Here is a 24974-nt window from a genome sequence, read left to right as displayed (position 1 = left end):
GCGGCGCCGTGTTGGCGGCACCGCACGGCAAATGGCTATGCCCGGACGGCCCGGATGGCTCGGTTGACGGCGGAGATGACTGCCTTGAGCGCAGCGGTGCTCGTGTTGGGATCGATACCGACTCCCCAGAGGACCCGCTCGCCAACGGCGCATTCAACATATGCTGCGGCAGTGGCGCTGCCACCTTCGGACAGGGCATGTTCCGAGTAGTCCAGGACGCGGACGTCCACGCCGTCTTGACGCAGGATGTCCAGCATGGCCGCGATCGGGCCGTTGCCCGTGCCGGTTCGCTGGACCACCGTGCCGTCAATGCGCAGGGCTGCATGCAGGGAAAGCTCGCCGGACTCATCGGTCTCGGTACGGATGGAACCCAGCGAATAACGTCCCCACTGGCCATCGGCGGTGCTGGCCGGCAGGTACTCATCCTGGAACATCGCCCACAGCTGGGCTCCGCTGACTTCGCCGCCCACGGTGTCGGTGCGGTGCTGGATGACGCCGGAGAACTCGATTTGTGCCCGGCGCGGCAGATCCAGGCTGTGCTCGTTCTTGAGCAAGTACGCCACACCGCCCTTGCCGGACTGGGAGTTGACGCGGATGACGGCCTCGTAGCTGCGGCCCAGGTCCTTCGGATCGATCGGCAGGTAGGGAACCTGCCACGTGAAGTCGTCGACGGCCTTGCCGGCCTCGGCAGCGTCCTTCTCGAGGGCTTCGAAACCCTTCTTGATGGCGTCCTGGTGCGAACCGGAGAATGCCGTGAACACGAGGTCGCCGCCATACGGGGAACGCTCGGGAACGGGCAACTGGTTGCAGTACTCTACGGTCCTGCGTACCTCGTCGATGTCCGAGAAGTCGATCATCGGATCGACGCCTTGGACGAACATGTTCAGGCCCAGGGTGACCAGGTCCACGTTGCCGGTACGCTCGCCGTTTCCGAACAAGCAGCCTTCGATGCGGTCGGCGCCGGCCAGGTAACCCAACTCAGCGGCGGCAACGCCTGTGCCGCGATCGTTGTGCGGGTGGAGGGAGATGATGATGCCGTCACGGGGGTGCAGGTTCCGGTGCATCCATTCGATGGAGTCGGCGTAGACATTGGGGGTAGCCATTTCCACGGTGGCGGGCAGGTTGATGATGACCTGCTTGTCCGCGGATGCTTCGAAGACGTCGGCGATCGCGTTGCAAACGCGTGCTGCATACTCAAGTTCGGTCCCGGTGAAGGACTCCGGCGAGTACTCGTACGTGATGTGGGTGTCCGTGAGGGTTTCCTCGTACTTCTTGCACAAACGGGCACCCTGGAGGGCGATGTCCAGGATCCCGTCCTCGTCCTGGTTGAACACGACGCGGCGCTGCAGGACCGACGTCGAGTTGTACAGGTGGACGATGGCCTGCTTGGCGCCGACGAGTGATTCGTAGGTGCGCTCGATCAGGTGTTCCCGCGCCTGGGTCAGGACCTGGATGGAGACGTCATCCGGAATGTGGCCGCCTTCGATGAGCTGCCGTACGAAGTCGAAGTCTGTCTGCGAAGCGGAGGGGAAGCCGACCTCGATTTCCTTGTAGCCCATCTTGACCAGCAGCTGGAACATTTTCAGCTTGCGGGCGGGGCTCATGGGGTCGATCAGGGCTTGGTTGCCGTCACGGAGGTCCACAGCGCACCAGCGCGGAGCCTTGGTGATGACCTTGTCCGGCCAAGTGCGGTCCGGCAGCTCGACACTGATCTGGTCCTGGAAAGGCAGGTACCGATGAACGGGCATTCCGGAGGGCTTTTGTGCGTTGCGCATGACTTAGGGGCCTTTTCTCTTAATCTTTGATGGAAGATTGGCCGGGCATAGCTAACTCCGCAGCGAGGGTTGGCCTAGCGAATGATCGCCTACGAGGCCCCGCCGCGGCAGCTAAGGAGAAGCATTCCTGCACGCACCATTTCACAGTAACACGGGTGCGTATGATGACAATGCAATACCAGAAGCAACGTCCACTATGCAGACGCGGTAACGGCGGTGAGCCGGTTCCGCTCGTCGTCCGAAGGAGTTCTTGTGCCACAGTCGGGGATCACACTGTCCAACATCGATGAAAGCGTCAGGCCGCAGGACGACCTTTACCAGCACGTCAACGGGGCGTGGCTGAAGTCGACGGTCATCCCCGACGACCGCCCGCTTGAGGGAACGTTCACCGCGCTGCGGGATGGCGCTGAACTGGCAGTCAAAGCGATCATCGAGGAAGCTGCCGCAAAGGGCGAGGACGCCAGCGGCATCGAACGCAAAGTAGGCGGGCTCTACAACAGCTTCATGGACGAAGAGGCCACCGAAGCCAAGGGTATGGAGCCTATCCGCGCCAGGCTTGCGGAGGTCTTTGCCACGGCTTCGCCGGCCGAAGTGGTTGCCCTGACCGGGCGGCTGTTCCGCTCGGATGTGTCCGGCCTGTTTTCCATCTATCCTGCTCCCGACGCCGGGAACCCGGACCGGGTCCTGTTGTACATCGGCCAGGGCGGCCTGGGCCTTCCCGACGAGTCCTACTATCGGGACGAGAAGTTCGAAGGCATTGTCAGCGCCTATGCGAAATATGTCGCCAAACTCTTCGGCCTGGCAGGCATTCCCGACGCCGAGGATGCCGCCGCGCGCGTTGTCGCCCTTGAAAAAGCCCTTGCCTCGCACCACTGGGACAACGTCACCCTTCGCGATCCGCAGAAGACCTACAACCTCAAGACCGCGGAGGAGGGCCGTGAACTATTCCCCTACCTTGACTCGTGGTTCGATTCTGCCCGGATTGAAGGAGACAAATTCACCGAGCTGGTGGTAAGCACTCCTGATTTCTTCGCCGGTGCGTCCTCCCTCGTCGAGACCGAGTCCCTTGCCACGTGGCAGGAGTGGCTGGCCCTGCGTGTGCTCAATGCCGCCGCCCCCTATCTCTCGTCGGCGTTCGTGGACGCAAACTTCGATTTCTACGGCACCACCCTGAGTGGCACTCCGCAGAACAAGGACCGCTGGAAGCGCGGAGTCGCCGTCGTCGAAGCCGCCCTTGGTGAGGCGGTCGGCCAGATCTACGTTGAGCGCCACTTCCCCGAAGGCTACAAGGCCAGGATGCAGACGCTGGTTGCCAAACTGATCGAGGCTTACCGCGAGAGCATCACGGCGCTCGACTGGATGGGAGACGACACCAAGGCTGAAGCGCTGAAAAAGCTTGAGGCCTTCCGGCCCAAGATTGGTTTCCCTGACAAGTGGATTGACTATTCCGCCGTCGACATTGATCCGAGTGATCTTCTGGGGAACGTCGAGCGGGCACACAACGCCGACGTCGACCGTCACCTCGATGAGGTCGGCAAGCCGGTCGATCTCGACAAGTGGCTTATGACCCCGCAGACGGTCAACGCGTATTACCACCCGATGCTGAACGAGATTGTCTTCCCCGCTGCCATCCTGCAACCGCCATTCTTCACGGCGGAAGCCGACGACGCGGTCAACTACGGAGGCATCGGCGCCATCATCGGCCATGAAATCGGCCATGGCTTCGACGACCAAGGCTCCCAGTTCGATGGGAGTGGAGCGCTGCGGAATTGGTGGAGCGAGGAAGACCGCAAGGCCTTCGAAGCATTGGCGGCGAAACTTGTTGCCCAGTTCGATGCCCTTGCCCCCTATGCCGCTCCCGAGCACAAGGTCAACGGGAAGCTCACGCTCGGCGAAAACATCGGCGATCTGGGCGGCCTGACCATCGCCTACAAGGCTTATCTCCTGAGCCTTGAGGGTGCGGAACCTCCCGTCCTCGAAGGCCTGACCGGCCAGCAGCGCTTCTTCATGTCCTGGGCTGTCGGCTGGCGCCAGGTCATTCGTCCCGAGGAAGCCATCCGGCGCGTAGCTACGGACCCGCACTCCCCCAACGAGTTCCGGACCAATGCCATCGCCAAGAACCTGGACTCGTTCCATGAGGCGTTCGCGGTGGAAGCCGGGGATGGAATGTGGTTGTCGCCTGAGGACCGCGTCAGCATCTGGTAGGCAGCAACAACTACTTCGCGATGAGTGCCGGGTTGACCGCCTGGCATTTCACGTCGCCTGCGGTCTGCTTGACGACGTCGGACGGTACGGAGGCAACTCCGTACTTGGTCCCGGAATTGAAGTCACTGCCGATATAGACCTGGACTCCGACGACACCCTTGGATAGTTCGACCTGCGAGGCCGGGATCCCTAGGAGATTCGCGACATCCGGCGCGACGTCGGCATAGCCGGTCCCGTAATAGACAACCGTCTTGGGAACGGCGGCTGCAAGGAAGTGAGCGGCTTTCGTGAATCCGCCGCCAACCAGGGCAGCGGCGATCTCCTGTCCGCGGGACGCGACGCCCGTTCCGTCTGCCACGGTCACTGGCTGAAGGGCCTTGTCATAGGCCGGAACGGCGGGAGTGCTTGGCGCCGGTACCGCGCTGCTGGACGGGGTGCCGGACGCCGCCGGCGAGGGACTGGCCGTGGCCCCCGGCGTGGTCAGGTCCAGGTTCGCGCGCATGGCGGCGAACAGCTGCGTGGCCTGCGGTTCAACCAATTCCAGCCTGTTGGGATCGACGGCGGCGGGCTGGGTGGGAACCGAGACGAACGCGACCTTGGACAAGTCAACGTCTTTGAGGCGGCTCCCGATGGTCAGGAGCGACTGGACCGATGCCAGGCCTTCATCCACGGTCAGGTTCTTTGTCACGGCATCCGCGATGGACAGTAGGCTCTGCGGATTGCTTAGCGTTCCGTCGGACTTGATCTTCCGGGTCAGCGAAGAGAGGAAACCCTGCTGCGCCTGGATGCGGCCGAGGTCACTTCCGTCGCCAAAACCGTGGCGGGTCCGGAGGAAGGCCAGGGCCTGCTCCCCTTGGACACTCGATGTTCCCTTGGGGAGTCGGAGTCCGGAATCAGGGTCGTAGACGGCGTCGCTCACGCACACGTTGACCCCGCCGACGGCGTTGGACAGCTCCTTGACGGCGTTGAAGTCGGCCATCATGAAGTGATCGATTTGCATTCCCATGAGCTTGTTCACAGTGTCCACGGCGCAACCGATCCCGGCTTCTGCCATCGCCGAGTTGATCATGACGTTGGAATGGGCTTTATAGACGGTATTGGTTTTGGGATCGGTGCACTTCGGAACATCCACCAGGAGATCACGGGGAATGCTGGTGAGGCTCACCCTCTTGTTGTCCGCCGAAATGTCCAGCAGCATCATGACATCCGACTGGCCATAGCCCGTGGAGTCCTGCGTTGAACCGTATTGCGAGTTCTTTCCGTCCCTCGTGTCGGACCCGAGGATGAGGATCTGCTGGCGGTCCGTGGCGTCGTTTGCAGCGGCCTCGGTCCTCGGAGCGCCTGCCGACAAAGGTGCTTTGCTGATGTTGGACTGCAAGCGGATGACCCAGTAGGCGGCGAAAGCGATACCTGCGACCAACAGCACCGACACCGTCACGGCGGTGACCTTAAGCCAGAGCGGGAGGCCCTTCGGAGCATTCATGTGGCGGGGGGTGCCGGGAGCTTCCCCGTGGCGTGCAGCGCCGCGGGCACCTATGGTGCCGGGCTCCTGAACGCGTGCATCGCGACGTCGCACGACTCGCTCGACCTTTCCTCGGAAAATGGGATTCGGACCATTTTACGGGCCCAAACTGGGAAGTTCCCCAGCGGCTAGAATCCCAACTTCACGAGTTGCTTCGGGTCGCGCTGCCAGTCCTTGGCCACTTTGACGTGCAAGTCGAGGTAGATCTTGGTTCCCAAAAGGGCCTCAATGCCCTTGCGGGCGTTCGTTCCGACCTCGCGCAGCCGGCTTCCGGCCTTGCCGATGATGATGGCCTTCTGGGACGGGCGTTCAACGTACAAATTGACCCGCACGTCGAGGAGCGGGTTGTCTTCGGAGCGGCCTTCGCGGGGCAGGATTTCCTCCACCACCACAGCCAACGAGTGGGGAAGCTCGTCCCGGACGCCTTCCAGGGCTGCTTCCCGGATAAGTTCGGCGACCATGACGGCCTCCGGTTCATCGGTGAGTTCGCCGTCCGGGTAGAGGGGCGGAGAAGGAGGCATGTGGCCGATGAAGACGTCGGCGACCGTACTGACCTGGAAGCCGTCGGTCGCGGAAACCGGAACGATATCAGCCCAGCCTTGTTCGCCGAGGACTTCGCGGCCCAACGCGGCTACAGCCAGGAGTTGTTCGGTCAAGGCCTGGCGGTCCACCAGGTCGGTCTTGGTGACAAGTGCGATGATCGGCTTGCGCCCGACGGCGGCGAGCTGGGCTGCAATGTATTTGTCGCCCGGTCCGATCTTCTCGTTGGCGGGCAGGCAGAAACCAATGGCGTCCACTTCGGAGAGGGTGTCCGCGACGAGATCGTTGAGCCGCTTGCCAAGGAGGGTGCGCGGGCGGTGCAGGCCAGGAGTGTCCACGAGGATAAGTTGTGCGTTCTCCCGATGGACAATGCCGCGGATCGTGTGCCTCGTGGTCTGCGGCTTTGCCGAGGTGATGGCCACCTTCTGGCCAACCAAAGCATTGGTGAGGGTGGACTTGCCGGCATTCGGACGGCCCACAAGAACCGAGAAACCCGCGTGGAAGCCGCCGAAGTCCTGATCGGCGTCGAACTTCTTATTGTGCTTGCTCACGTGGAACTCCCTGTTGCGTTGTGTCGGCCTCGTCGAGAAGGTCTTCAAGGTCAGTGTCTTCTTTTGGAATGGCTGCCGCAATGATATGGCTGACCCGGTTTCGCCGGCCTTCCAGCCTATCGGCTTTCAAGGAGATCCCATCCACCCTCACTGCGCTGCCTACGATCGGCACCTTGCCCAGGGTTTTGGCCAGGAGGCCGCCCACTGTGTCCACTTCGTCGTCGTCGAGGTCAATGTGGAAAAGCTCGCCGAGGTCGTCGATGCTCATCCGTGAACTGACGCGGTACGTGCCATCACCCAAGTCAGCGACTTCCGCATCGTTGGAGTCGTACTCATCCACGATCTCCCCCACGATTTCCTCGATGAGGTCCTCGAGGGTCACCAGCCCGGCCGTGCCGCCGTATTCGTCAATCACTACGGCCACATGCGTGGACTCTTGCTGGAGCTCGCTGAGGAGGTCGCTGACAGGCTTTGATTCGGGAACGAAACGGGCCTCGCGGGCTATGGCATCAACGTCCTGGCGCACTGATGGCTGTTCCGGGCGGTGCAACGCGGCAGCGACGTCCTTCAAATAGAGAATGCCGCGGATCTGGTCCGCATTCTCGCCGATAACGGGGATCCTTGAGTATCCGGAGCGCAGGAACAGGGCCATGGCCTGCTCCAGGCTGGATCCGGACTCGATGCTCACAATGTCCGTTCGAGGGACCATCACCGAGCGCACTAGCGTGTCGCCGAAGTCGAAGACCGACTGGATGAGTTCGGCCTCGCTGTCCTCGATCATGTCGGATTCCGTGGCCCTGTCGACAAGTTCACGGAATTCTTCCTCGCTGAAGAAAGCTTCATCGCCGCTGGGCGCACCGGGTGCCACCACGCTGCCGATCCTCACGAGCCAGCCGGGAATGGGACCCAGGATCCAGCACAGGAACCTGATGAGCGGGGCAGAGTAGCGAACCACGCCGCCAGAGTGGGCGCGTCCGAGTTGACGGGGCGAAACGCCCACCAGAACGAAACCAATGACGGCCATGATGCCCGTCGCTGCCAAACCGGCAAGCCAGACGTTCTCGAGGAGGCTATGCATGACGACGGCGACGGCCACCGCTGCCGCCATCTCGAACCAGACCCGCCAGAAACGCAGCGCCCGGATGTGCGCAATAGGCTGCGCGAGGATGCTGCGAAGCGCATTCCCCCGGCTCTTGACGATGGCTTGCTCCGCGTCGTGCCGCGGCAGGAAGGTGAAGGCAGCCTCAGCCGCGGTCAGCAGGGCGACGAAACTGAGGAACACCAACGCCATCCCGACCAGGATGAGCGAGGTCACAGCATGGTCTCCATGGGGGCGTCCTTGCCAAGGAACGCGGACAGCAGCTCACGCTGCAGGCCGAACATTTCTTCCTTTTCCTCCGGTTCGGCGTGGTCGAAACCGAGCAGGTGGAGGATTCCGTGGGTGCAGAGCAGGAGCATTTCATCCTGCGTTGAATGACCTGCGTTGCGCGCTTGTACTTCGGCTACCTGCGGGCAGATGGCGATGTCGCCCAGCATGCCCTGCGGAGTCGGCTTCCCCGGCGTCCCCGGCGTCAACTCATCCATAGGAACAGACAGGACATCGGTGGCGCCGGGTTCGTCCATGAGTTCAATGTGGAGCTTTTCCATCGCAGCTTCATCCACCAGGAGGATGGAAAGTTCGGCCTGGGGGTGAATGTAGAGCCGCTCGAAGATGAAGCGTGAGAGCGTCACCAATTGTGCCTCGTCCACCTGGACGCCGGACTCGTTGTTGACCTCGATGCTCATCGGTGTTCTCCCCGTTTGTCGTGGATCGGCGTGTGCTGTGCACGCGCCCGGTGCTTTTCATCCCATTTGCTGTACGCGATCACGATGTCGGCGACCAATCGGTGCCTGACGACGTCGGACGCGTCCAGCATCGTAAAGTTCACGTCGTCGATCCCGCTGAGGATTTCCTGGACGATGCGCAGCCCGGAGGTGGCACCGAAGGGCAGGTCCACTTGGGTGATATCCCCCGTGACAACCATCTTGGAACCGAAGCCGAGCCGTGTCAGGAACATCTTCATCTGTTCCGCGGTGGTGTTCTGCGCCTCGTCAAGAATGATGAACGCGTCGTTGAGCGTGCGGCCGCGCATGTAAGCGAGCGGTGCTACCTCAATGGTCCCGGCGGCCATGAGCCGCGGGATCGATTCCGGGTCCATCATGTCGTGCAATGCGTCGTACAAAGGGCGCAGATACGGATCGATCTTGTCGCTCAGCGTCCCCGGCAGGAAGCCGAGGCGCTCTCCGGCTTCGACGGCCGGCCTCGTGAGGATGATGCGGCTGACTTCCTTGAGCTGCAGTGCCTGAACAGCCTTGGCGACGGCCAGATAAGTTTTGCCCGTGCCCGCAGGGCCGATCCCGAAGATGACGGTGTTGTCGTCAATCGCGTCGACATAGTTTTTCTGGTTCAGCGTCTTGGGGCGGATGGTGCGCCCGCGGCTCGAAAGGATGTTGTGGGTCAGGACTTCGACGGGGTTTTGGAGGGACTGGCTGCGCAACAAGGACACGAGTTGCTGGAGCACGTCCGGGGTGATGACCGTCCCCTTGCCGACCAGGCCGCGGACTTCCTCCAGAAGCCGCATGATCCGGGGAACATCGCTCGACGGTCCGCTGAAGGAGAGCTCGTTGCCGCGCACATGAAAGTCGACGCCGGGGAACTGGGCTTCGATGTAGCGCAACGCCTCGTCATGGCTGCCAAGGGTCTGAACCATCTGATCCGAGTTGTCAAAGATGACAACTTCCGTCCGGGCGCCCGGGACAGAGTGTGGGAACTCGGCCGGACCTGTGTCAACGCTGCCGGCCTTGGGCCGCCCGTTCAATGATTCTGTCATAGTGCTGGCCTTGCGGCCTCTGCTCCTCCGGCTTGGTGATGTCCATCGATTTTCTCCGATGTCCGTCTGCTGGATGGGCGCACGATCGCGGGCCTCGGATTGCTTTCAATCCTACGCCAGCCAGTCTCCGGGGTGGTTCCAGACCGTGCCCGGCGGGGCCGCGGACGGCCGATCCATGCCGCTTTGGTATCAACTCGGCATCGACCTCGTATCAATCGGATTGCAGTTGGCCGCCGGGGTATCGAAACGCCAGCCGGGGCCCTGGAGACTGTGACAAGCTGATTCATGGGCAAAATGCCCCTGTGCCCGGCCACCGGGCGCATGACTCCCCCGCAACACCGCGGCCGAACACGAGCAGGAATCCACCATCACCAGGCCAGCCGTCACTCCACACGGCACACGCATCCGGAAACGCTCCGCGATGCTTGTGACCGCTTTGACGGCTGCCTTGTTCCTGTCGGGCTGCATTGCCGATCGCACGGGACAGGGATCCACGACTCCGATCCCCACACCGACAGTTGCACTGCAGACGGTGCCGGACAGCAATGCTCCGCTCGAAACAACCCAGGCCTCAAACAAGATCCCCGTGTATTGGATCGGGCGTAGCGACACGGACACCTTCCTGTACCGCGAATTCCGTGACAACCCTGGCAACGAGAACCCCATCACCACGGCCCTGCGGATCATGATGTCCCAGAAGCCGTTGGATCACGATTTCTTCACGCCGTGGCAGAGCCCAGGCAGCCTGGCGACCTCGATTTCCGGTAAGAACGTCGTCACTGTCGATGTTTCCCGCGACGCGTTCAATTCCAATCTCGACGCCGGGATGGCACAGCGGGCGGTCCAGGAACTCGTCTATACCGCCACCGCAGCGGCCGCAAGTTCAGGACTGATCGATTCAGGACAGCAGATCAAGGTGACCATCCTGGTGGACGGGCACACGGACTACATGGCATTCGGGCAGGTCAAACTAGGCGATCCGATGGTCCGCGACGCGTCCATGGTGGCACCGGTGTGGATCATCGACCCGCAAGAGGATCTGACCTTGCCTGCCGGTCCGGTCAAGTTCAACGGCCGGAGCACGGACCCCTCGAAGAAACTGCATTGGCAAATCCTTCGCGAGAACTCAAACGGCGACAAGTCCTCCTACCTCGCCGGGCAGACCACTGCTTCTACCGTTCCCGGACAAGGTGGAGCCTTCAGCCTCACAGTGGGGCTCGGAGCGGGCCGCTATGAATTGCGGGTTTCCTTGGTAGGACCCAACGACGCCGACGTCGCGACGGATACCCGTACTTTCAGCGTTCGCTGAGGCCGTGCGCTGATCCAGGACGTGCGCCGCGGGCTACCAACGCCCCAGAATGTCACTGGCCAGCACGACGGCGGCGGGTCCCGCCGTCGACGACCGAAGCACGTGGTGGCCCAAGAGCGCGGTGACGGCGCCGACGTCGCTGAGCTTCGTCACTTCGCGCGGTGAAATGCCACCCTCCGGGCCGACGATGAGCAGGACTTCCCGACCCGCTCCGGTATCCGCGTCGAAAACCTCGGCCTGCCACTTCTCCAAGACATCCCGCAGCGGACGTTTCGCGTCCTCATGCAGGATGATCGCCAAGTCAGCCGCGGCAACCGCTGCAGCCAGGCCAGAGCCGTCGACGGCGGCACGCACCTCGGGAATCCACGCGCGCCGCGCCTGCTTGGCGGCTGCCGTGGCGACGGACTGCCACTTCGCGTGGGCTTTGGCCGCCCTGTCACCCTTCCAACGGACGATGGAACGCTCCGCCTGCCAGGGCACGACGGCGTCGATCCCGAGTTCCGTTGCCGTCTCGACGGCAAGTTCGTCACGGTCGCCCTTCGCGAGGGCCTGGACCAACACGAGCCGCACGGTTGGTTGGTGCTCCTCCTGGACAGCGGTGGCAAGGACTGTCAGGGTTCCCTGCCCGGATTCGGTCACGGTGCCCGTGAGCCGTTTTCCGGCACCGTCGGCAATATCGACGGCTTCGCCGATTTCCAGGCGCTTGACGGTGACAGCATGCCTGGCTTCGGCGCCGTCGAGCACGAAAGTGTCTCCAGGGCCGAGCCCGTCAAGCGTTCCGGCTGCTGTGAAAAATACGGGGTTGCTCACCGCTATAGGTTACCGAGCTTGTCCCGCAGCTTCGCGAACATACCGCCGCTGGCCACAAGCTTGCCTTCGGTGAACTGCTCTCCGCGCAATTTTGCCAGTTGGCGAAGCAGGTCTTCCTGTGCGGCGTCGAGCTTGCCGGGCGTCTCAACGTGCAGGTGCACCTTGAGGTCTCCCCTGCCGTAGCCGCGGAGATGGGTGACGCCAAGTCCACGCAGGGTGATGACTTCGCCGGACTGCGTGCCGGACTTGACGTCAATCTCCTGGGGACCGTCGAAAGTCTCAAGCTGCAGCTCAGTACCCAGTGCCGCGGCAGTCATGGGAACGCTCAGCGTGGCGTGAAGGTCGTCGCCTTCGCGGATGTAGGTGGAGTCACTGTTGACCCGGATCTCCACGTAGAGGTCACCGGGAGGACCGCCCGCGGGACCTGCTTCGCCTTGCGACGACAGCTGGATGCGGGTCCCCGTAGCGACGCCGCCAGGCACCTTGACGGTCAGTGAACGGCGGCTGCGGATGCGGCCCTGACCGTTGCACTCATTGCAAGGATCCTTGATGATCGAGCCGAAACCTTCGCACGATCCACACGGTGCGGCTGTCATGACCTGGCCGAGGATCGAGCGCACAGCCCGCTGGACCTGGCCCGAGCCGCCACAGATGTCGCAGCGCTCCGGGTGGGTGCCCGGACGGCAGCATGAGCCTTCGCACGTGGGACAGATGACAGCGGTGTCCACCTCAAGCTTCTTATTGACACCAAACACGGCCTCACGCAAGTCGATGCGAACGCTGATCAGGGCGTCCTGCCCGCGGCGCATACGTGATGCGGGGCCCTGCATGCCGCCGCCTCCTCCGCCGAAGAAGGTATCGAAGATGTCCTGGAAGGCGAATCCCTGGCCCGCGTATCCTCCGCCGAAACCGTTGTCGGTCCCGTTCTCGTTGCCGGTGGCGTCGTAGACGCGGCGCTTCTGGGGGTCGGAGAGGACCTCGTAAGCGTGGGTCACCGCCTTGAATTCCTCGGCTGCACCGGCCCCGGGGTTCACATCGGGGTGCAGCTTACGTGCGAGTTTGCGGTAGGCCTTTTTGATCTCCTCGCCGGTTGCTTCCGGCGAGACGCCCAGAACGTCATAGTGACTGCTCAAAGTCGGTATCTCTTCCTTGTTTACGGTTCCACTGCGTTTCTTGCGAGGCGCCTTCCAGCCGAGGCTGTCAGCCGCCCAGAATGCGGGAAAGGTAGCGTGCGACGGCACGGACGGCCGCCATGGTGTTGGGGTAGTCCATGCGGGTGGGTCCAAGAATGCCGATCTTGGCGCTGCTGCCCGGACCGTAGCCCGTGGCAACCACCGAAGCCTCCGAGAGGCTGTCATAAGGGTTTTCGCGGCCGATGCTCACCGTGACGCCGCGAGGGTCTTCCGCCATATCCGACAGCAGCCGCAACATGACGACCTGCTCCTCGAGCGCTTCGAGGACCGGACCGATGCTCAGCGGGAAGTCCACGTTGGAGCGGGCCAGGTTTGCCGTGCCTGCCATGACCATGCGCTCGTCGCGGCTCCGCTCGGCAAGCCTTTCCAGGCCGTGGGCAAGGGCGCCTGCAAGGTTGCGAAGGGTCGGCGGGCACAAGGCAACCACCGAGGGCAGGACTTGCGGCATGAGGTCGAGCTGGGAGCCGGCAATGCTTCCAAGGAACCGCGCGCGCAAGGCCATGAGCTCTTCGTCGGTGGCGTCCGTCGCTGCGTGCACAACGCCCTGTTCCACCTTGCCAGAATCGGCGATCAATACCACCAAGACCTGGCGCGGTGCCAAAAGGACAAACTCAATGTGCCGGACGCGCGCGCGGCTCAGGTGCGGGTACTGGACGACGGCGACCTGGTTGGTCAGTTGGGAGAGGAGCCGGACGGTGCGCTCAAGGATGTCCTCAACGTCGTCGGGTCCCTCAAGCAAGGAATGGATAGCCCGGCGCTCGGCAGCCGAAAGCGGCTTGACCTCGGAGATGCGGTCGACGAACAGGCGGTAGCCCTTGTCCGTGGGAATGCGGCCGGCACTCGTGTGCGGTGCGGCTATGAGGCCTTCTTCTTCCAGAAGTGCCATGTCATTGCGGATGGTGGCGCTCGACACTCCCAAATGGTGCCGTTCAACCAAGGCTTTGGAGCCGACGGGCTCGCGGGAGTGAACGTAGTCCTCCACGATGGCGCGTAGCACTTCAAGCTTGCGTGGTTCGCTCACTGCCCACCTCCAATCAACATTTCAACAATTAGCACTCAACATGCCCAAGTGCTAACAAGTCTAGTATGAGCCACCTCGTTGTTAGCATTGGTACCGCTCGCGGCGAACATGATTCCCGCGCGGCCGTGGGTAATGCCACGGACCATCAACGATCCCCCTAGCGCAAAGTGGTGTGAAGACCGTGTCTTACGACAATTGGGGCCCGCAAGACCTCTCCTCGCCTGCCAAACGGCAACTGCCTGAGGTGCCCGTTGAACGCGGGATGGTTCTCGAGGACGTGCAGTCCGGTTGGGTCGGGGCCGTGACCAGGGTGGAAAAGTCCGGAGGCATGCACATTGTGGTGCTTGAGGATCGGCGGGGAAAGGCCAAATCGTTCCGGCTCGGCTTCGGATTCCTCCTGGAGGGACAAGCAGTGAAGCTCGTGCCGCCGGCTCCACGCGCCGCGGCCGCCAAGGCCGCGGCGCAAGCAGGCAGGACGGCATCGGGATCCGTCCGCGTCGCCGGCCAGCGGGCCCAAGTCGCCAAGGCGAGCCGGATTTGGGTGGAAGGCAAGCACGACGCTGAACTGGTGGAAAAAGTGTGGGGAGATGATCTCCGGGTGGAGGGCATCGTCGTCGAGCCCTTGCACGGCGTGGACGATCTCAAGGCGGCCATTGCCGGGTTCTCCCCCGGCCCGGGCCGCCGGCTCGGAATCCTCGTGGACCACTTGGTACCGGATTCGAAGGAGTCGCGGATTGCTGCCGACGCCATGACACTGCCGGGCGCCGCGGGAAACGTCCTGATCGTAGGACATCCCTACGTGGACGTCTGGCAGGCAATCCGGCCCAACGTGTTGGGGATCGAGCAATGGCCAACCATCGCGCGTGGCACGGATTGGAAGACCGGCATCCTGAGGTCGTTCGGCTGGCCGCATGAGACGGCCGAGGACGTCGGGCTGGGTTGGCAAAGGCTTCTTGGCGCCGTCCACAGCTACGCCGACTTGGAGCCCTCTTTGCTGGGCCGCGTGGAAGAAGTGATCGATTTCCTGACTGTTCCGTGACGATTGCGTGCCCCGGGCAGAGGAGTTGGTCGGCTGATCGCGTGCCGAGCAAGTATTCTGGGACAGCAACACTGCACCGATTGATACTCGAAGGAAGATACTGTGGCAGACAACGCTCCTGACGATCGGGATGGCACCTCGGGCCAGTCCCAGTACCACGGCGTTCCTGCCAACGCGCTGCCCTTGACCGCCTCGGAAGACCGGCAGTGGGCAACACTGGCGCACTTCGGCGGGATCCTTGGCTGCGTTCCTTCGCTTCTGATCTACCTGATCTTCCGCGAACGTGGCCCCTTTACGGCACAGGAATCCAAGGAAGCGCTCAACTTCACTTTGCCTCCGACGATTGCCGCAGTGCTCGCCAACGTCCTTGTCTTGCTCCCGGTGGTGGGAAACCTGTTCGCTGTCCTTGCCACGGCGATCTGGGTCGCCGTGACCTGCTTCTCGGTGTCAGCCGGAATCCGCGTCAACCACGGACAACCGCACCGCTACCGCTTCAACCTGCGCTGGATCAAGTAGCCGGTCTTCGCGGGTTCCGATGCCGGCTCCCGCGCCGGGCGCTAGCGCCTGCCGCTAGTCCGGAAGGATCCGGCGGACCACGGCGTCCGCGAGTAGCCGGCCCTTGAGTTTCAGGACCAGCCGTCCTTGGAAGGCCGCTCCAGGCTCAACCAGGCCGTCTGCAATGAGGCCTGCGACGGCGTGGCGGCCCACCTTGCCGAGCGCGTCGACTTGAAGCCCGGTGCCGAGCCGGGCCTCCAGCATGATGCGTTCCACTTCCCGGGTTCCGGCGTCGAGCGTTTCACGTCCAGCGGCCGGAGACACCCCGCTGCCGAGCCTGTTGGCATAGGCTGTGGGGTGTTTGACGTTCCACCAGCGGACGCCGCCCATGTGGGAATGCGCACCGGGTCCGATGCCCCACCAATCGTCTCCCCGCCAATAGGCTAGGTTGTGTTTGCACGCCTGTTCGGGAGTGCGGGACCAATTGCTGACCTCGTACCAGTCCAGACCGGCGGCGCTGATCAGCTGATCGGCGAGTTCGTATTTGGCGGCGTGGTCGTCGTCGTCGATGCCGGGAACTTCTCCGCGCCGGATCTGCGCCGCCAGCTTGGTGCCTTCTTCCACGATCAGCGCATAGGCACTGATGTGGTCCGGACCGTAGGACAGCGCTGTCTCGAGGGAGGTCCGCCAATCAGCCATGGACTCGCCGGGAGTCCCATAGATGAGGTCGAGGCTTACAGCAAGGCCGGCGTCGCGCGCCCATTGGACCACCAAGGGGACCCGGCTGGGAGTGTGTGTACGGTCCAGGACCTTGAGCACGTGAGGGACCGCCGACTGCATGCCGAAGGAAATCCGCGTAAAGCCGGCGTCTGCGAGCAGCTGGAGGGACTCCGGCGTCACAGAGTCCGGGTTCGCCTCAGTGGTGACTTCCGCTCCCGCTTCCAGGCCCCAGTGCCCGACGGCGGCCGTCAGGATGCGTGCGAGATCTTCGGCAGGCAGCAGGGTCGGCGTCCCGCCGCCGAAGAACACCGTGCTCAGGTGCCGTTGCGGCAGCCCGGAGGCTTCCATGGCCCGGACGGCGAACTCCACTTCCGAAATGGCAGTAGACGCGTAGGCGTCCTGGGAGGCACCGCCGCCAAGCTCGGTGGCGGTGTAGGTGTTGAAATCGCAGTATCCGCAACGGACGGCACAGAAAGGTATGTGGACGTACAGTCCAAACTTGCGTGAATCGACGCCGTCGAGCACCTGCGGCGGCAAGAGTCCGTCCGCAGGTGCCGGATCCCCGAGGGGAAGAACGCTAGGCACGGATTTCCCCTCGTGCCCGTCCTGCGCGCGCCATTACAGTGCGCGCCTGTCCCGTGGTGTCCCGGGCGAAAAGCCGCATTACTTCTTGGCCTTGTCCTTGGATTCGTCGGTGGTCAGGGCTGCGATGAACGCTTCCTGTGGAACTTCCACGCGGCCCACCATCTTCATGCGCTTCTTGCCTTCCTTCTGCTTTTCCAGAAGTTTGCGCTTACGGGTGATGTCACCGCCATAGCACTTGGCAAGGACGTCCTTGCGGATGGCGCGGATGCTCTCACGGGCAATGATCCGCGAGCCGATGGCGGCCTGGATAGGCACCTCGAACTGCTGGCGGGGAATGAGCTCGCGCAGCTTGCCTGTCATCATGACGCCGTAGGCGTAGGCCTTGTCGCGGTGGGTGATGGCACTGAAAGCGTCAACCTGCTCGCCCTGGAGCATGATGTCCACCTTGACCAGGTCGGCGACCTGCTCGCCGTCGGCCTTCCAGTCCAGCGAACCGTAGCCGCGGGTCTTGGACTTGAGGATGTCGAAGAAATCGAAGACGATTTCGGCCAGCGGAAGGCGGTACCGGATTTCCACCCGGTCTTCGGAGAGGTAGTCCATGCCGCCCATGACGCCGCGGCGGCTCTGGCACAGCTCCATGATGGCGCCCACGAACTCATTCGGCGCCAGGATGGTGGCGGACACCATGGGTTCGCGCACCTCCGAGATCTTGCCGGTGGGGTATTCGCTCGGGTTGGTGACGTGCAGGACCCGCTTGTCCTCCAGCGTGACCTCGTACTCAACGTTGGGAGCGGTGGAGATGAGGTCGAGGTTGTACTCGCGCTCGAGGCGTTCACGGGTGATTTCCAAGTGCAGCAGGCCAAGGAAGCCCACGCGGAAACCGAAGCCCAGGGCGGCAGACGTCTCAGGTTCGTAGACGAGTGCTGCGTCGTTGAGCATGAGCTTCTCGAGGGCATCCCGGAGCACGGGATAGTCCGTACCGTCCAAGGGATACAAGCCGGAGAAGACCATAGGCTTGGCATCGGCGTAACCGGCGAGGGATTGCGAAGCGGGCTTGGCCAGGTTGGTCACGGTGTCGCCGACCTTTGACTGGCGGACGTCCTTCACGCCGGTGATCAAGTAGCCTACTTCGCCGACGCCCAGGCCCTTGGAGGGCGTGGGCTCCGGAGAGCTGACACCGATTTCCAGGAGCTCGTGGGTGGCGCGGGTGGACATCATCTGGATCCGCTCGCGCGGGTGCAGCATGCCGTCCACGACGCGGACGTAGGTGACCACGCCGCGGTAGGTGTCGTACACGGAGTCGAAGATCATGGCGCGGGCCGGTGCGTTGGGGTCGCCTACAGGAGCCGGAAGATCGCGGACGATTTTGTCCAGCAGGGCCTCCACGCCAACACCGGTCTTGCCGGATACGCGCAGCACGTCCTCGGGGTCGCCGCCAATCAGGTTGGCGAGTTCCGCGGCGTACTTTTCGGGCTGGGCGGCCGGGAGGTCGATCTTGTTGAGCACCGGAATGATGGTGAGGTTGTTTTCCATCGCCAGGTAGAGGTTGGCCAAGGTTTGGGCCTCGATGCCTTGCGCGGCATCCACCAAGAGGACTGCGCCTTCACAGGCCGCGAGGGAACGGGAAACCTCATAGGTGAAGTCAACGTGGCCGGGTGTATCGATCATGTTCAGGGCGTAGCTGGTGCCGTCAAGTTCCCAGGGCATGCGGACAGCCTGGGACTTGATGGTGATGCCACGTTCGCGTTCGATATCCATGCGGTCCAGATACTGGGCCTTCATGTCGCGGGACTTAACGACGCCGGTGTACTGCAACATGCGGTCGGCCAAGGTGGATTTACCGTGGTCGATGTGGGCAATGATGCAGAAGTTCCGGATGATGGCCGGATCTGTCGCGGCGGGCACCGGTGCGGTGCGGGCCATGGGAGACACGCAGGGTCCTTACTGTCGATACTCACACGGCCGGACTCCGGACTGGTCTGGACCATTCCGGCCGATGCCGCATATCTGAACTAATAGTCTCCCATGAACCCGGCGCCGCTTGTGCACTGGCACGGCAAGGGAAAGTACGGTGGTTCCATGGCATCGGACACACACTTGCTTGGCAGACTCCTCAAAGGCTCCCTGGGCTACCTTCGACGGATCATCGGACCCCCGGCCGGCACACCCCCTCGCCGATCCCCGAAGGGCGGGGCCGCGGCGAACGCGAACCGGACACAGAACGCAAGCACCGACGTCGGGCAGCTTTCCCGCCCGTATCCGGGCGACTTCAGGGGCGCGGTGTCGCCGCGGTACTCCCCCAATCCCGACGGCAAACCGGACCCGGGAGAGATCGTGTGGTCCTGGGTTCCGTACGAAGAGGATTATTCCCAGGGCAAGGACCGGCCGGTCCTTTTGATAGGGCACGACGGCGCGTGGCTGCTGGGGCTGATGCTGACCAGCAAAGACCACGACAACGGCCGCCGTTCAGATGACTACGTCGACATCGGCACCGGTTCCTGGGACCCCCAAGGCCGGCCGAGCGAGGTCAAGGTAGACCGGGTGGTCCGCGTCAATCCGGCGGACGTCCGGCGGGAGGGTGCCGTCCTCGACAAACGCACTTTCCAACTTGTGGCGCGCCGGCTCAACGGGCAACACGACTCGGCATAGACGCGAAATCCCCGGAAAAGCGCCGAGTCTGATAATATTTATGGCTGTGTGTCCGTGCAGGTCGACGGCCACTCATGGTTGGCTGCCATAGGCATCCCCACGCCGCTCAGTCGATGGCCAACCTGAAAACCCTCTAGACCATTTTCCGCATTAAAAAGAGAGTTCACACACGTGGCTAATATCAAGTCCCAGAAGAAGCGCATCCTCACCAACGAGAAGGCTCGCCTGCGTAACAACGCCGTCAAGTCTGAGCTGAAGACGGCCATCCGCGCCGTCGCCACCGCCGTTGAGTCCACGGACAAGGATGCCGCTGCAAAGGCTCTTGTTGCTGCTAGCCGTAAGCTGGATAAGGCTGTCAGCAAGGGCGTTATTCACAAGAACAACGCTGCAAACCGCAAGTCGGCGATCTCCAAAAAGGTCAGCGCACTCTAAGGTTTATCCAGTTCGACTGAGCTGAACGTGAGGCCGGCACCCCTGGGTGCCGGCCTCAGGTATTTAAGGCGGAGCTACCTGAGACGAGCAGGACCGAGTTTACGGTGGCGACGATGACGAAGAGAATCGCAAGGCGCCCTTTCGGGGCAACAAACACCGTCTTCGCAGCCGCAATGTAGATGGCCCCTGCGATGGTGCCGAACAGAATACGCACCCAGGCCTGACCGAGGAGATCTTGCGCTTCGGGCTCCAAAAATAGTCCCATGACGAGCACAGTGGCCATGAACGGGATTTGACCTAGAAGAACGCAAAACCAGCTGGCTCCGAGGGTGGGGCCATGTCCTTTAACGATGACCTTGTATATAAGCCTCAGTACGAGGCCCTGCAGAAAGGATGCCAGAGTACTCCAGATAATGACGCCAACGCGAAGGAAAGTCACGAGCACCTCTTGGCTCGAAAATTGGTTGTGTTCGGCATTTTCTGTGGCCAGCCGTTCAATGCTCGATCCCACCGCGAATTGGGCAGCAGCAGTGTATGCGAGCAGTAGGCAGATGATCCAGACTGGGTTGATTTTCTTCGGGCTCTGCGGTGCGGGAGGGTCGGAGGTTTTTGGGCTCGCGGAGGTCATGACTTACCTTTCGAGTAGTGCGTGTTCGGCCCACTCGGCGAGGGCCGCCAGGAAGTAGAAGGTAGCTGCGGTGATGAGGACTTCGCGCGTCTTTTGAGCCACATGACGCCAAGTGTGTCCTCCTCTGATCATTCCGAGAAGTGTTGGCCAAAATAGGCGTGCCCCTTGGATTGTGAGTGCCCACGCTACGATCTCGAATGGAATGTGGACTACGGTGAGCGCAAAGGTCTGGTGGAGGCCAATAGCCGCGGTACTTGCAACCAGCCCCATCCCTAGCCAAATGCCGTTGAGGATCATCATGACGATCGCACCGTAGTGGGTCAGAAAAAGTGCGAGAACGGCCAAGGAAGCGTTGTGCAGAAGTATTCCCGGGGCGCTGATCGAGGTCACGTCACTGCTACTGCCCCACGTGAAGAGAGAAGCAAGACCAATCCTGCAGGCTATGGCGATCTGAATTTTCAAGAAGTCGGTGCCCAGATAAGGGAAGTGGGAACGCAAGGCTTTGAAAGGAGTGCGAACGCTATTGGTGAGACGACTGCTCATTTTCGCGTTCCTGTTGGGCGCAGTTCGATCGTATCCTTCTGGCGGACCGCGAGATCGTAGTCGGTCCAGTGGTCATCCTCGTGGGTAGCCACGAGGACCAGTCGGCTTTTTCCTACGGCGAGCATTGACTGGCGTGCAACTAAAGAGCCTTGCTGGTCCATTCCGTTAAGAGGCTCGTCGAGAAGTAGGACATCGACGTTCTTGAGTGCCAAAGCTACTGTCAGAACAAGTCGCTGGCGCTGTCCGAGGGATAGGTCCACAACCTTGGTTGGCATCATATGTTCAGTCAGAAGATGATGCCCGTCATCTTCCGGCATCTCCGACGGGCCGATCAGGGGCCTGACCATGTCCAAGTGTTCTTCTACCGTGAGGTAGTCGAGGGTAAGAAAGTCCGTGTCCAGATAGACCGCCGTGAAGTCCTTTCTCCACCGCCCGATTTCAGTGCACGACGTTGAGATCATGCCACCAAGGAGCTTGAGTAGGGTCGTTTTGCCAGATCCATTCGGCCCTCGAAGCGCAACAACGCCTCGGTCCGGAAGGTCTACAGAGGCACGGTCAAAGATGACGTGGGATCCAAAGGCATGATCGACGCGCGCTAGAGATTTCATGTGTCCTCCATTTCGGTGACTGATAGTTCACGGACCCACGCAGGTGCGTCGTTGAGAACCAAGGAGGTCAAGAGAACAGCCACGAGAGTCAGTGCGCCAGACGTGACGCCAAGCCCGGGACCTTGTGTTGCTTGCGGTGCAGCGGTGCCGAGAATGCCTGAGAACACAACTGCGAGGCCAGCGCAAAGCGCTGCGCCTAAGCCTGCCTGGGATTTCTGCGCCAATTTCGAGATTTGCGAGCCTGGCATGACGGCTGTCCGACGCTGGACGATCAAGGCGTCGATGCTTATCTCGAGAGCGACAAGAGCAACAAGCAAGACCGCCGCCTGGGTGTGCTTTCCTAAAAGGAAGAATACAGATAGCACAAAGGTCAATGGCGCAGTCACTACGATCGCAGTTACCAGGCTGCGGATAATGAGCGGCCTTACCCAGGATGGTCTTAGCCTTACTAGGAATAGGGCAAAGCCCAAGGTTTCAGGTGAAGAGATCCGTACGAAAGATGATCGATACAGTACTAAACCCGAGAAAAAGACAGCAAGAGCAATAAACGGCGCCGTCCACGGCCACGGTGTCATTTCCATGACCGACAAGGCCAAGCTTGACAAGAGAAAAATGCATGCTGACATATTTGATAAATCAGCCATCAACCCTCGGCTACGTCGGGCACGAGGATGAGCGGTGGCCCTATAGAGAGCCGGGGTGGACGCGGCCGTGAGAACTGTACCAGCCAGGATCAACAACAACTTGTAAGCTGATCCGGAGCCGAAGCCTTCAACGCGATCAAATGACGGTGCATTCGTAAATAGAAGAATTAGGCTGCACGCCGACAAGGAAACAATCAAAACTACGAGCACCCGGATCGCCGCTCTCTTCAGGGGTGCCACGACAAGAAATGATGAGATTACGAGGGCCCCGGCAGCTAATAGGTTATTGACATTGTGCCACCGCAGGTTCTGAAGGATGAGCATGCCGGCGAGACCAAGATCCGTAAGGACCAAACCTGCGCGCATCCCTACAGCTAAGGGTGCTGACACGGTGTTCCAACAACGATGGGTTTTCCTGTAGCGGCGCCTGGTTTGTAAAAGTGCCATTGCCAACAGCACCGTCACGATGCTCACTGCGTCAGGAGTGCGGAGCGGAATTCCCAATGTGGTTAACCCAGTCGGTTGAGGCGTCCACACTATTCCGACACCGACGATTAGTAGTGTCAACAAATGCCCAAATATTAGTGCATTGTTAATTGCGCTGATGTGCGATGAAAAGCCTAAACTCGTCAGAAGGTCCTGGAGTCGATGGGATCTTCGCCGAAAATCGTTAGTGAAGGTGGCCTTGCACCCGGAGAGGACCACAGCGTATACACGAGGACGCCCATGGTTGACGTTAGGTGAGTTCATTGTGGCCCTCTCAGGGGTTAGCACGTAAGTGTCAGCGGCTTACCACGCAACGAACTGCTTCAGCGCCCACTTCTTGGCCAGACCAAAAACCAGCCCCGCTACTGCCGCTCCAATACCGAAAGACGCCACGACTGCTGCAGCTGCCGCTGCCCAAGAAAGAGCATTGAGTGCAAAGTAAATGTTCGTCGCAAGGGCGGAAGAGATGCCGAGGGTAGCGGCGGCCTGAAAAGCTACCGACACTGTGACGAAGAGTGCAAAGCCGACGCCTCCAATTTTCGCCATCTTCCCTGGGAATGAGGCGTTGCTTCGGTTTCGACTCTCAACGGGAGTTGACATGAATGTTCCTTTCATTAGGTGACTTTCGTAGTCACACATGGAAAGTGACTGATGGCATGGCCGACGAAGATGGCTTGGTCGGCCACAGACTCGGCCTTGTCCCCAAAGCAAAGTCACACGTCCGGCATCTCAGAGGGCAGACACGCCGGGCGCGGCATCCGGAGGAAGGATTCCCTCACCGCGAAATCTACGGTCAAAAGGGCCGTCTGGGCGGCCGTTGGCTTGAATTTGAGTGGTCATTGCCCGAAATTGAGTGGTGATTGCCCCGAAATTGAGTACCAGCCTGCCGCCTCTTTGTGCACTGGTGACACGCAGAGCGCGTCGCGGCACGCCGTTGACTTTCTTGTGGACTGGCGGGATGTACGTGGGGACGAAACTCGCGGCGCCGGGCTGAGTTGGCTAGCGGCCGGGCACCAGCCCTCTAACGGCCGCGGGCCGCGTTGGCGATGACCGTGACGGCGTGCTCTACCGCGTACACGGGATCCCGCGAGAGGCCCTTTACCTGGGCATCCGCTTCAGCCGTGACCTGGATGGAACGGACCAGGCCTTCGGGAGTCCAACGCCGTACGTCACGTTGGGCCTGTTCCACGAGCCATGGCTGCATGCCAAGCTGTTTGGCGATCTGGGCTGAAGATCCCTGGGCTCCAGCTACCTTGGCCAGGGTGCGGAGCTTCGCGGCGAGGGCGGCCACCAGGGGCACAGGGTCAACCCCGGTGGCGAGGGCATGACGGAGGCTGGACAGGGCTTGGGGCCCGTTGCCGGCCATGGCGGCGTCCGCAACCTTGAATGCCGTGGCTTCCACGCGGCCGCCATAGTAGCGCTCCACTGTCGCTGCGTCTACGGCCGTGGTGGCGTCCGCGATGAGCTGGTTGCATGCCGCAGCGAGCTCGGAGAGGCTGGCGCCGACGGCATTGACGAGGGCCTGGACAGCTTCCGCTTCGATGCGGCGCCCGCCTGCCTTGAATTCCGAGATGACGAAAGCTGTTTTCTCGGCGTCCTTTTTCAAGGGCTGGCAGTCAACCACCGGCCATCCCGAGGACTTGATGGCGTCCAGGAGCTTCTTTCCGCGCACCCCGCCACCGTGGCGAAGGACCAACACGACGTCGCTCTCCGGTTGGGCTACGTATTTCAAGGCATCGGCGAGGAAAGCATCGGTCATCGATTCGAGCCCCTCGATCTCGATGAGTTTTGCCTCATCGAATAGTGACGGCGTGACCGCCATTGCGAGCGAACCGGACTCGTAGCTGCCGGCATTGAGTCTGCTGATTTCCACTTCCGGTGCCGCTGCCCGCACCTGCGAGCGGATCCGATCCATGGCCCGGATTCCGAGGTACTCCTCAGGGCCGGTGATGAGCACTACCGCGGACGGGGTAACGTCCCGCCAGCTGGCGGTGTTCGCCGCGGAGGTTTTGGCCTTGGAGACCTGGCCAGCAGCCAATGTTGCTTCCTTCCAGAAGGGTTTTGCTTTGGTCCCAGTCTCCCACGTGCAGCGTCCCGGGCGGTGTTCCTCAACCCCGCGACCCGCATACCTGGCGGAGGCGAGCCGGCGGAATGGCCATCGGTCCAGCGGCGACGGACAGTCAATTCCCCGGCGGCTATAAGGAGCACCAGCCGGCGGTGCAACGACAGTACGGTCGAGCCCGCCCACGTTGGATGCAGGATCAGCCACACCATCAGGATGGTGAAAACGGACCACAGGACCATGGTCGCGATTCCCGTGGGACCTTCCGGCCACGGCATTGCCGCTCC

Annotated in this window: 23 protein-coding genes; 6 read left to right on the top strand and 17 right to left on the bottom strand. The window is 61.8% G+C overall.

Features of this window, described 5'->3' with window-relative positions; translation table 11 throughout:
- Positions 1-35 precede the first annotated feature (35 nt).
- Entirely contained in the window at positions 36-1775 is a 1740-nt protein-coding gene (gene leuA / locus AB4074_RS16420; protein WP_441414339.1) for a 2-isopropylmalate synthase, read from the bottom strand.
- A gap of 252 nt (positions 1776-2027) precedes the next feature.
- Between leuA and AB4074_RS16415 the strand changes: the two genes are divergently transcribed.
- On the top strand, positions 2028-3980 hold the full coding sequence (locus tag AB4074_RS16415; protein WP_441414338.1) for a M13 family metallopeptidase: 1953 nt from the start codon (positions 2028-2030) through the stop codon (positions 3978-3980).
- Between the two features lie 10 nt (positions 3981-3990).
- Here the strand turns inward: AB4074_RS16415 and AB4074_RS16410 are convergent, their stop codons facing one another.
- The 5 genes from AB4074_RS16410 to AB4074_RS16390 form a co-directional block, all read right to left on the bottom strand.
- Positions 3991-5463 carry an LCP family protein gene (locus AB4074_RS16410; RefSeq protein ID WP_441414337.1) on the bottom strand — a complete coding sequence of 491 codons (1473 nt, stop codon included), beginning with the start codon at positions 5461-5463 and terminating at the stop codon, positions 3991-3993.
- Between the two features lie 167 nt (positions 5464-5630).
- The gene (gene era, locus AB4074_RS16405; RefSeq protein WP_441414336.1) at positions 5631-6593 is read right to left on the bottom strand and encodes a GTPase Era; all 963 of its coding nucleotides are present in this window, start codon (positions 6591-6593) and stop codon (positions 5631-5633) included.
- The gene (locus AB4074_RS16400) at positions 6577-7908 is read right to left on the bottom strand and encodes a hemolysin family protein (protein ID WP_441414335.1); all 1332 of its coding nucleotides are present in this window, start codon (positions 7906-7908) and stop codon (positions 6577-6579) included. The genes era and AB4074_RS16400 overlap by 17 nt, the downstream gene beginning before the upstream one ends.
- Entirely contained in the window at positions 7905-8378 is a 474-nt protein-coding gene (gene ybeY, locus AB4074_RS16395) for an rRNA maturation RNase YbeY (protein ID WP_390277328.1), read from the bottom strand. The genes AB4074_RS16400 and ybeY overlap by 4 nt, the downstream gene beginning before the upstream one ends.
- The gene (locus AB4074_RS16390; RefSeq protein ID WP_441414334.1) at positions 8375-9463 is read right to left on the bottom strand and encodes a PhoH family protein; all 1089 of its coding nucleotides are present in this window, start codon (positions 9461-9463) and stop codon (positions 8375-8377) included. Before AB4074_RS16390 ends, ybeY begins: the two co-directional genes overlap by 4 nt.
- 421 nt (positions 9464-9884) lie before the next feature.
- Between AB4074_RS16390 and AB4074_RS16385 the strand changes: the two genes are divergently transcribed.
- Positions 9885-10772: a GerMN domain-containing protein gene (locus AB4074_RS16385; RefSeq protein ID WP_441414333.1), complete on the top strand. Its 888-nt coding sequence runs from the start codon at positions 9885-9887 to the stop codon at positions 10770-10772.
- A 33-nt stretch (positions 10773-10805) separates the two neighbouring features.
- On the opposite strand, the gene AB4074_RS16380 is transcribed toward AB4074_RS16385, so the two are convergent.
- From AB4074_RS16380 to hrcA, 3 genes are all read right to left on the bottom strand, one after another.
- A complete protein-coding gene (locus tag AB4074_RS16380) occupies positions 10806-11582 on the bottom strand; it encodes a 16S rRNA (uracil(1498)-N(3))-methyltransferase (RefSeq protein ID WP_441414332.1) in 777 nt (258 codons plus the stop codon).
- 2 nt (positions 11583-11584) lie between these two features.
- Entirely contained in the window at positions 11585-12715 is a 1131-nt protein-coding gene (gene dnaJ, locus AB4074_RS16375) for a molecular chaperone DnaJ (protein WP_059390014.1), read from the bottom strand.
- 67 nt (positions 12716-12782) lie between these two features.
- Positions 12783-13796, bottom strand: a complete 1014-nt coding sequence (gene hrcA / locus AB4074_RS16370) for a heat-inducible transcriptional repressor HrcA (RefSeq protein ID WP_441414331.1) — start codon at positions 13794-13796, stop codon at positions 12783-12785.
- Positions 13797-13977: 181 nt separating this feature from the next.
- Between hrcA and AB4074_RS16365 the strand changes: the two genes are divergently transcribed.
- Together AB4074_RS16365 and AB4074_RS16360 are read left to right on the top strand one after the other, a co-directional pair.
- Positions 13978-14835 carry a DUF3097 domain-containing protein gene (locus tag AB4074_RS16365; RefSeq protein ID WP_441414330.1) on the top strand — a complete coding sequence of 286 codons (858 nt, stop codon included), beginning with the start codon at positions 13978-13980 and terminating at the stop codon, positions 14833-14835.
- Positions 14836-14937: 102 nt separating this feature from the next.
- Positions 14938-15351, top strand: coding sequence for a DUF4870 domain-containing protein (locus AB4074_RS16360; RefSeq protein WP_345447489.1), 414 nt, complete (start codon positions 14938-14940; stop codon positions 15349-15351).
- A 54-nt stretch (positions 15352-15405) separates the two neighbouring features.
- On the opposite strand, the gene hemW is transcribed toward AB4074_RS16360, so the two are convergent.
- Both hemW and lepA read right to left on the bottom strand, forming a co-directional pair.
- On the bottom strand, positions 15406-16635 hold the full coding sequence (gene hemW, locus AB4074_RS16355) for a radical SAM family heme chaperone HemW (protein ID WP_441414329.1): 1230 nt from the start codon (positions 16633-16635) through the stop codon (positions 15406-15408).
- Positions 16636-16713: 78 nt separating this feature from the next.
- Positions 16714-18567, bottom strand: coding sequence for a translation elongation factor 4 (lepA, locus tag AB4074_RS16350; protein ID WP_441414328.1), 1854 nt, complete (start codon positions 18565-18567; stop codon positions 16714-16716).
- Between the two features lie 147 nt (positions 18568-18714).
- On the opposite strand from lepA, the gene AB4074_RS16345 reads away from it, so the two are divergent.
- Both AB4074_RS16345 and rpsT read left to right on the top strand, forming a co-directional pair.
- Positions 18715-19284, top strand: a complete 570-nt coding sequence (locus AB4074_RS16345) for a type II toxin-antitoxin system PemK/MazF family toxin (protein ID WP_441414327.1) — start codon at positions 18715-18717, stop codon at positions 19282-19284.
- Between the two features lie 171 nt (positions 19285-19455).
- A complete protein-coding gene (rpsT, locus tag AB4074_RS16340) occupies positions 19456-19716 on the top strand; it encodes a 30S ribosomal protein S20 (RefSeq protein ID WP_236810834.1) in 261 nt (86 codons plus the stop codon).
- A 55-nt stretch (positions 19717-19771) separates the two neighbouring features.
- On the opposite strand, the gene AB4074_RS16335 is transcribed toward rpsT, so the two are convergent.
- The 6 genes from AB4074_RS16335 to holA all read right to left on the bottom strand — a co-directional run bounded on the left by AB4074_RS16335 (position 19772) and on the right by holA (position 24663).
- Positions 19772-20344 (bottom strand): hypothetical protein, encoded by a 573-nt coding sequence (locus AB4074_RS16335; RefSeq protein WP_441414326.1) that lies wholly within the window; start codon positions 20342-20344, stop codon positions 19772-19774.
- A 3-nt stretch (positions 20345-20347) separates the two neighbouring features.
- Complete coding sequence (locus tag AB4074_RS16330; protein WP_441414325.1) at positions 20348-20887, bottom strand: hypothetical protein; 540 nt, start codon at positions 20885-20887, stop codon at positions 20348-20350.
- Positions 20884-21495 carry an ABC transporter ATP-binding protein gene (locus AB4074_RS16325; protein WP_441414324.1) on the bottom strand — a complete coding sequence of 204 codons (612 nt, stop codon included), beginning with the start codon at positions 21493-21495 and terminating at the stop codon, positions 20884-20886. The genes AB4074_RS16330 and AB4074_RS16325 overlap by 4 nt, the downstream gene beginning before the upstream one ends.
- Complete coding sequence (locus tag AB4074_RS16320) at positions 21492-22613, bottom strand: hypothetical protein (RefSeq protein WP_441414323.1); 1122 nt, start codon at positions 22611-22613, stop codon at positions 21492-21494. The genes AB4074_RS16325 and AB4074_RS16320 overlap by 4 nt, the downstream gene beginning before the upstream one ends.
- A gap of 315 nt (positions 22614-22928) precedes the next feature.
- Positions 22929-23225 (bottom strand): hypothetical protein, encoded by a 297-nt coding sequence (locus AB4074_RS16315; RefSeq protein WP_441414322.1) that lies wholly within the window; start codon positions 23223-23225, stop codon positions 22929-22931.
- A 421-nt stretch (positions 23226-23646) separates the two neighbouring features.
- Positions 23647-24663 carry a DNA polymerase III subunit delta gene (gene holA / locus AB4074_RS16310; protein ID WP_441414321.1) on the bottom strand — a complete coding sequence of 339 codons (1017 nt, stop codon included), beginning with the start codon at positions 24661-24663 and terminating at the stop codon, positions 23647-23649.
- Between the last annotated feature and the right edge of the window lie 311 nt (positions 24664-24974).

The sequence above is a fragment of the Arthrobacter sp. 2MCAF14 genome (genome assembly GCF_052115645.1).
GTDB lineage: Bacteria > Actinomycetota > Actinomycetes > Actinomycetales > Micrococcaceae > Arthrobacter.
The sequence above is the reverse complement of the archived record's forward strand: the minus strand, read 5'-3'. Positions and strand labels throughout refer to the sequence as shown.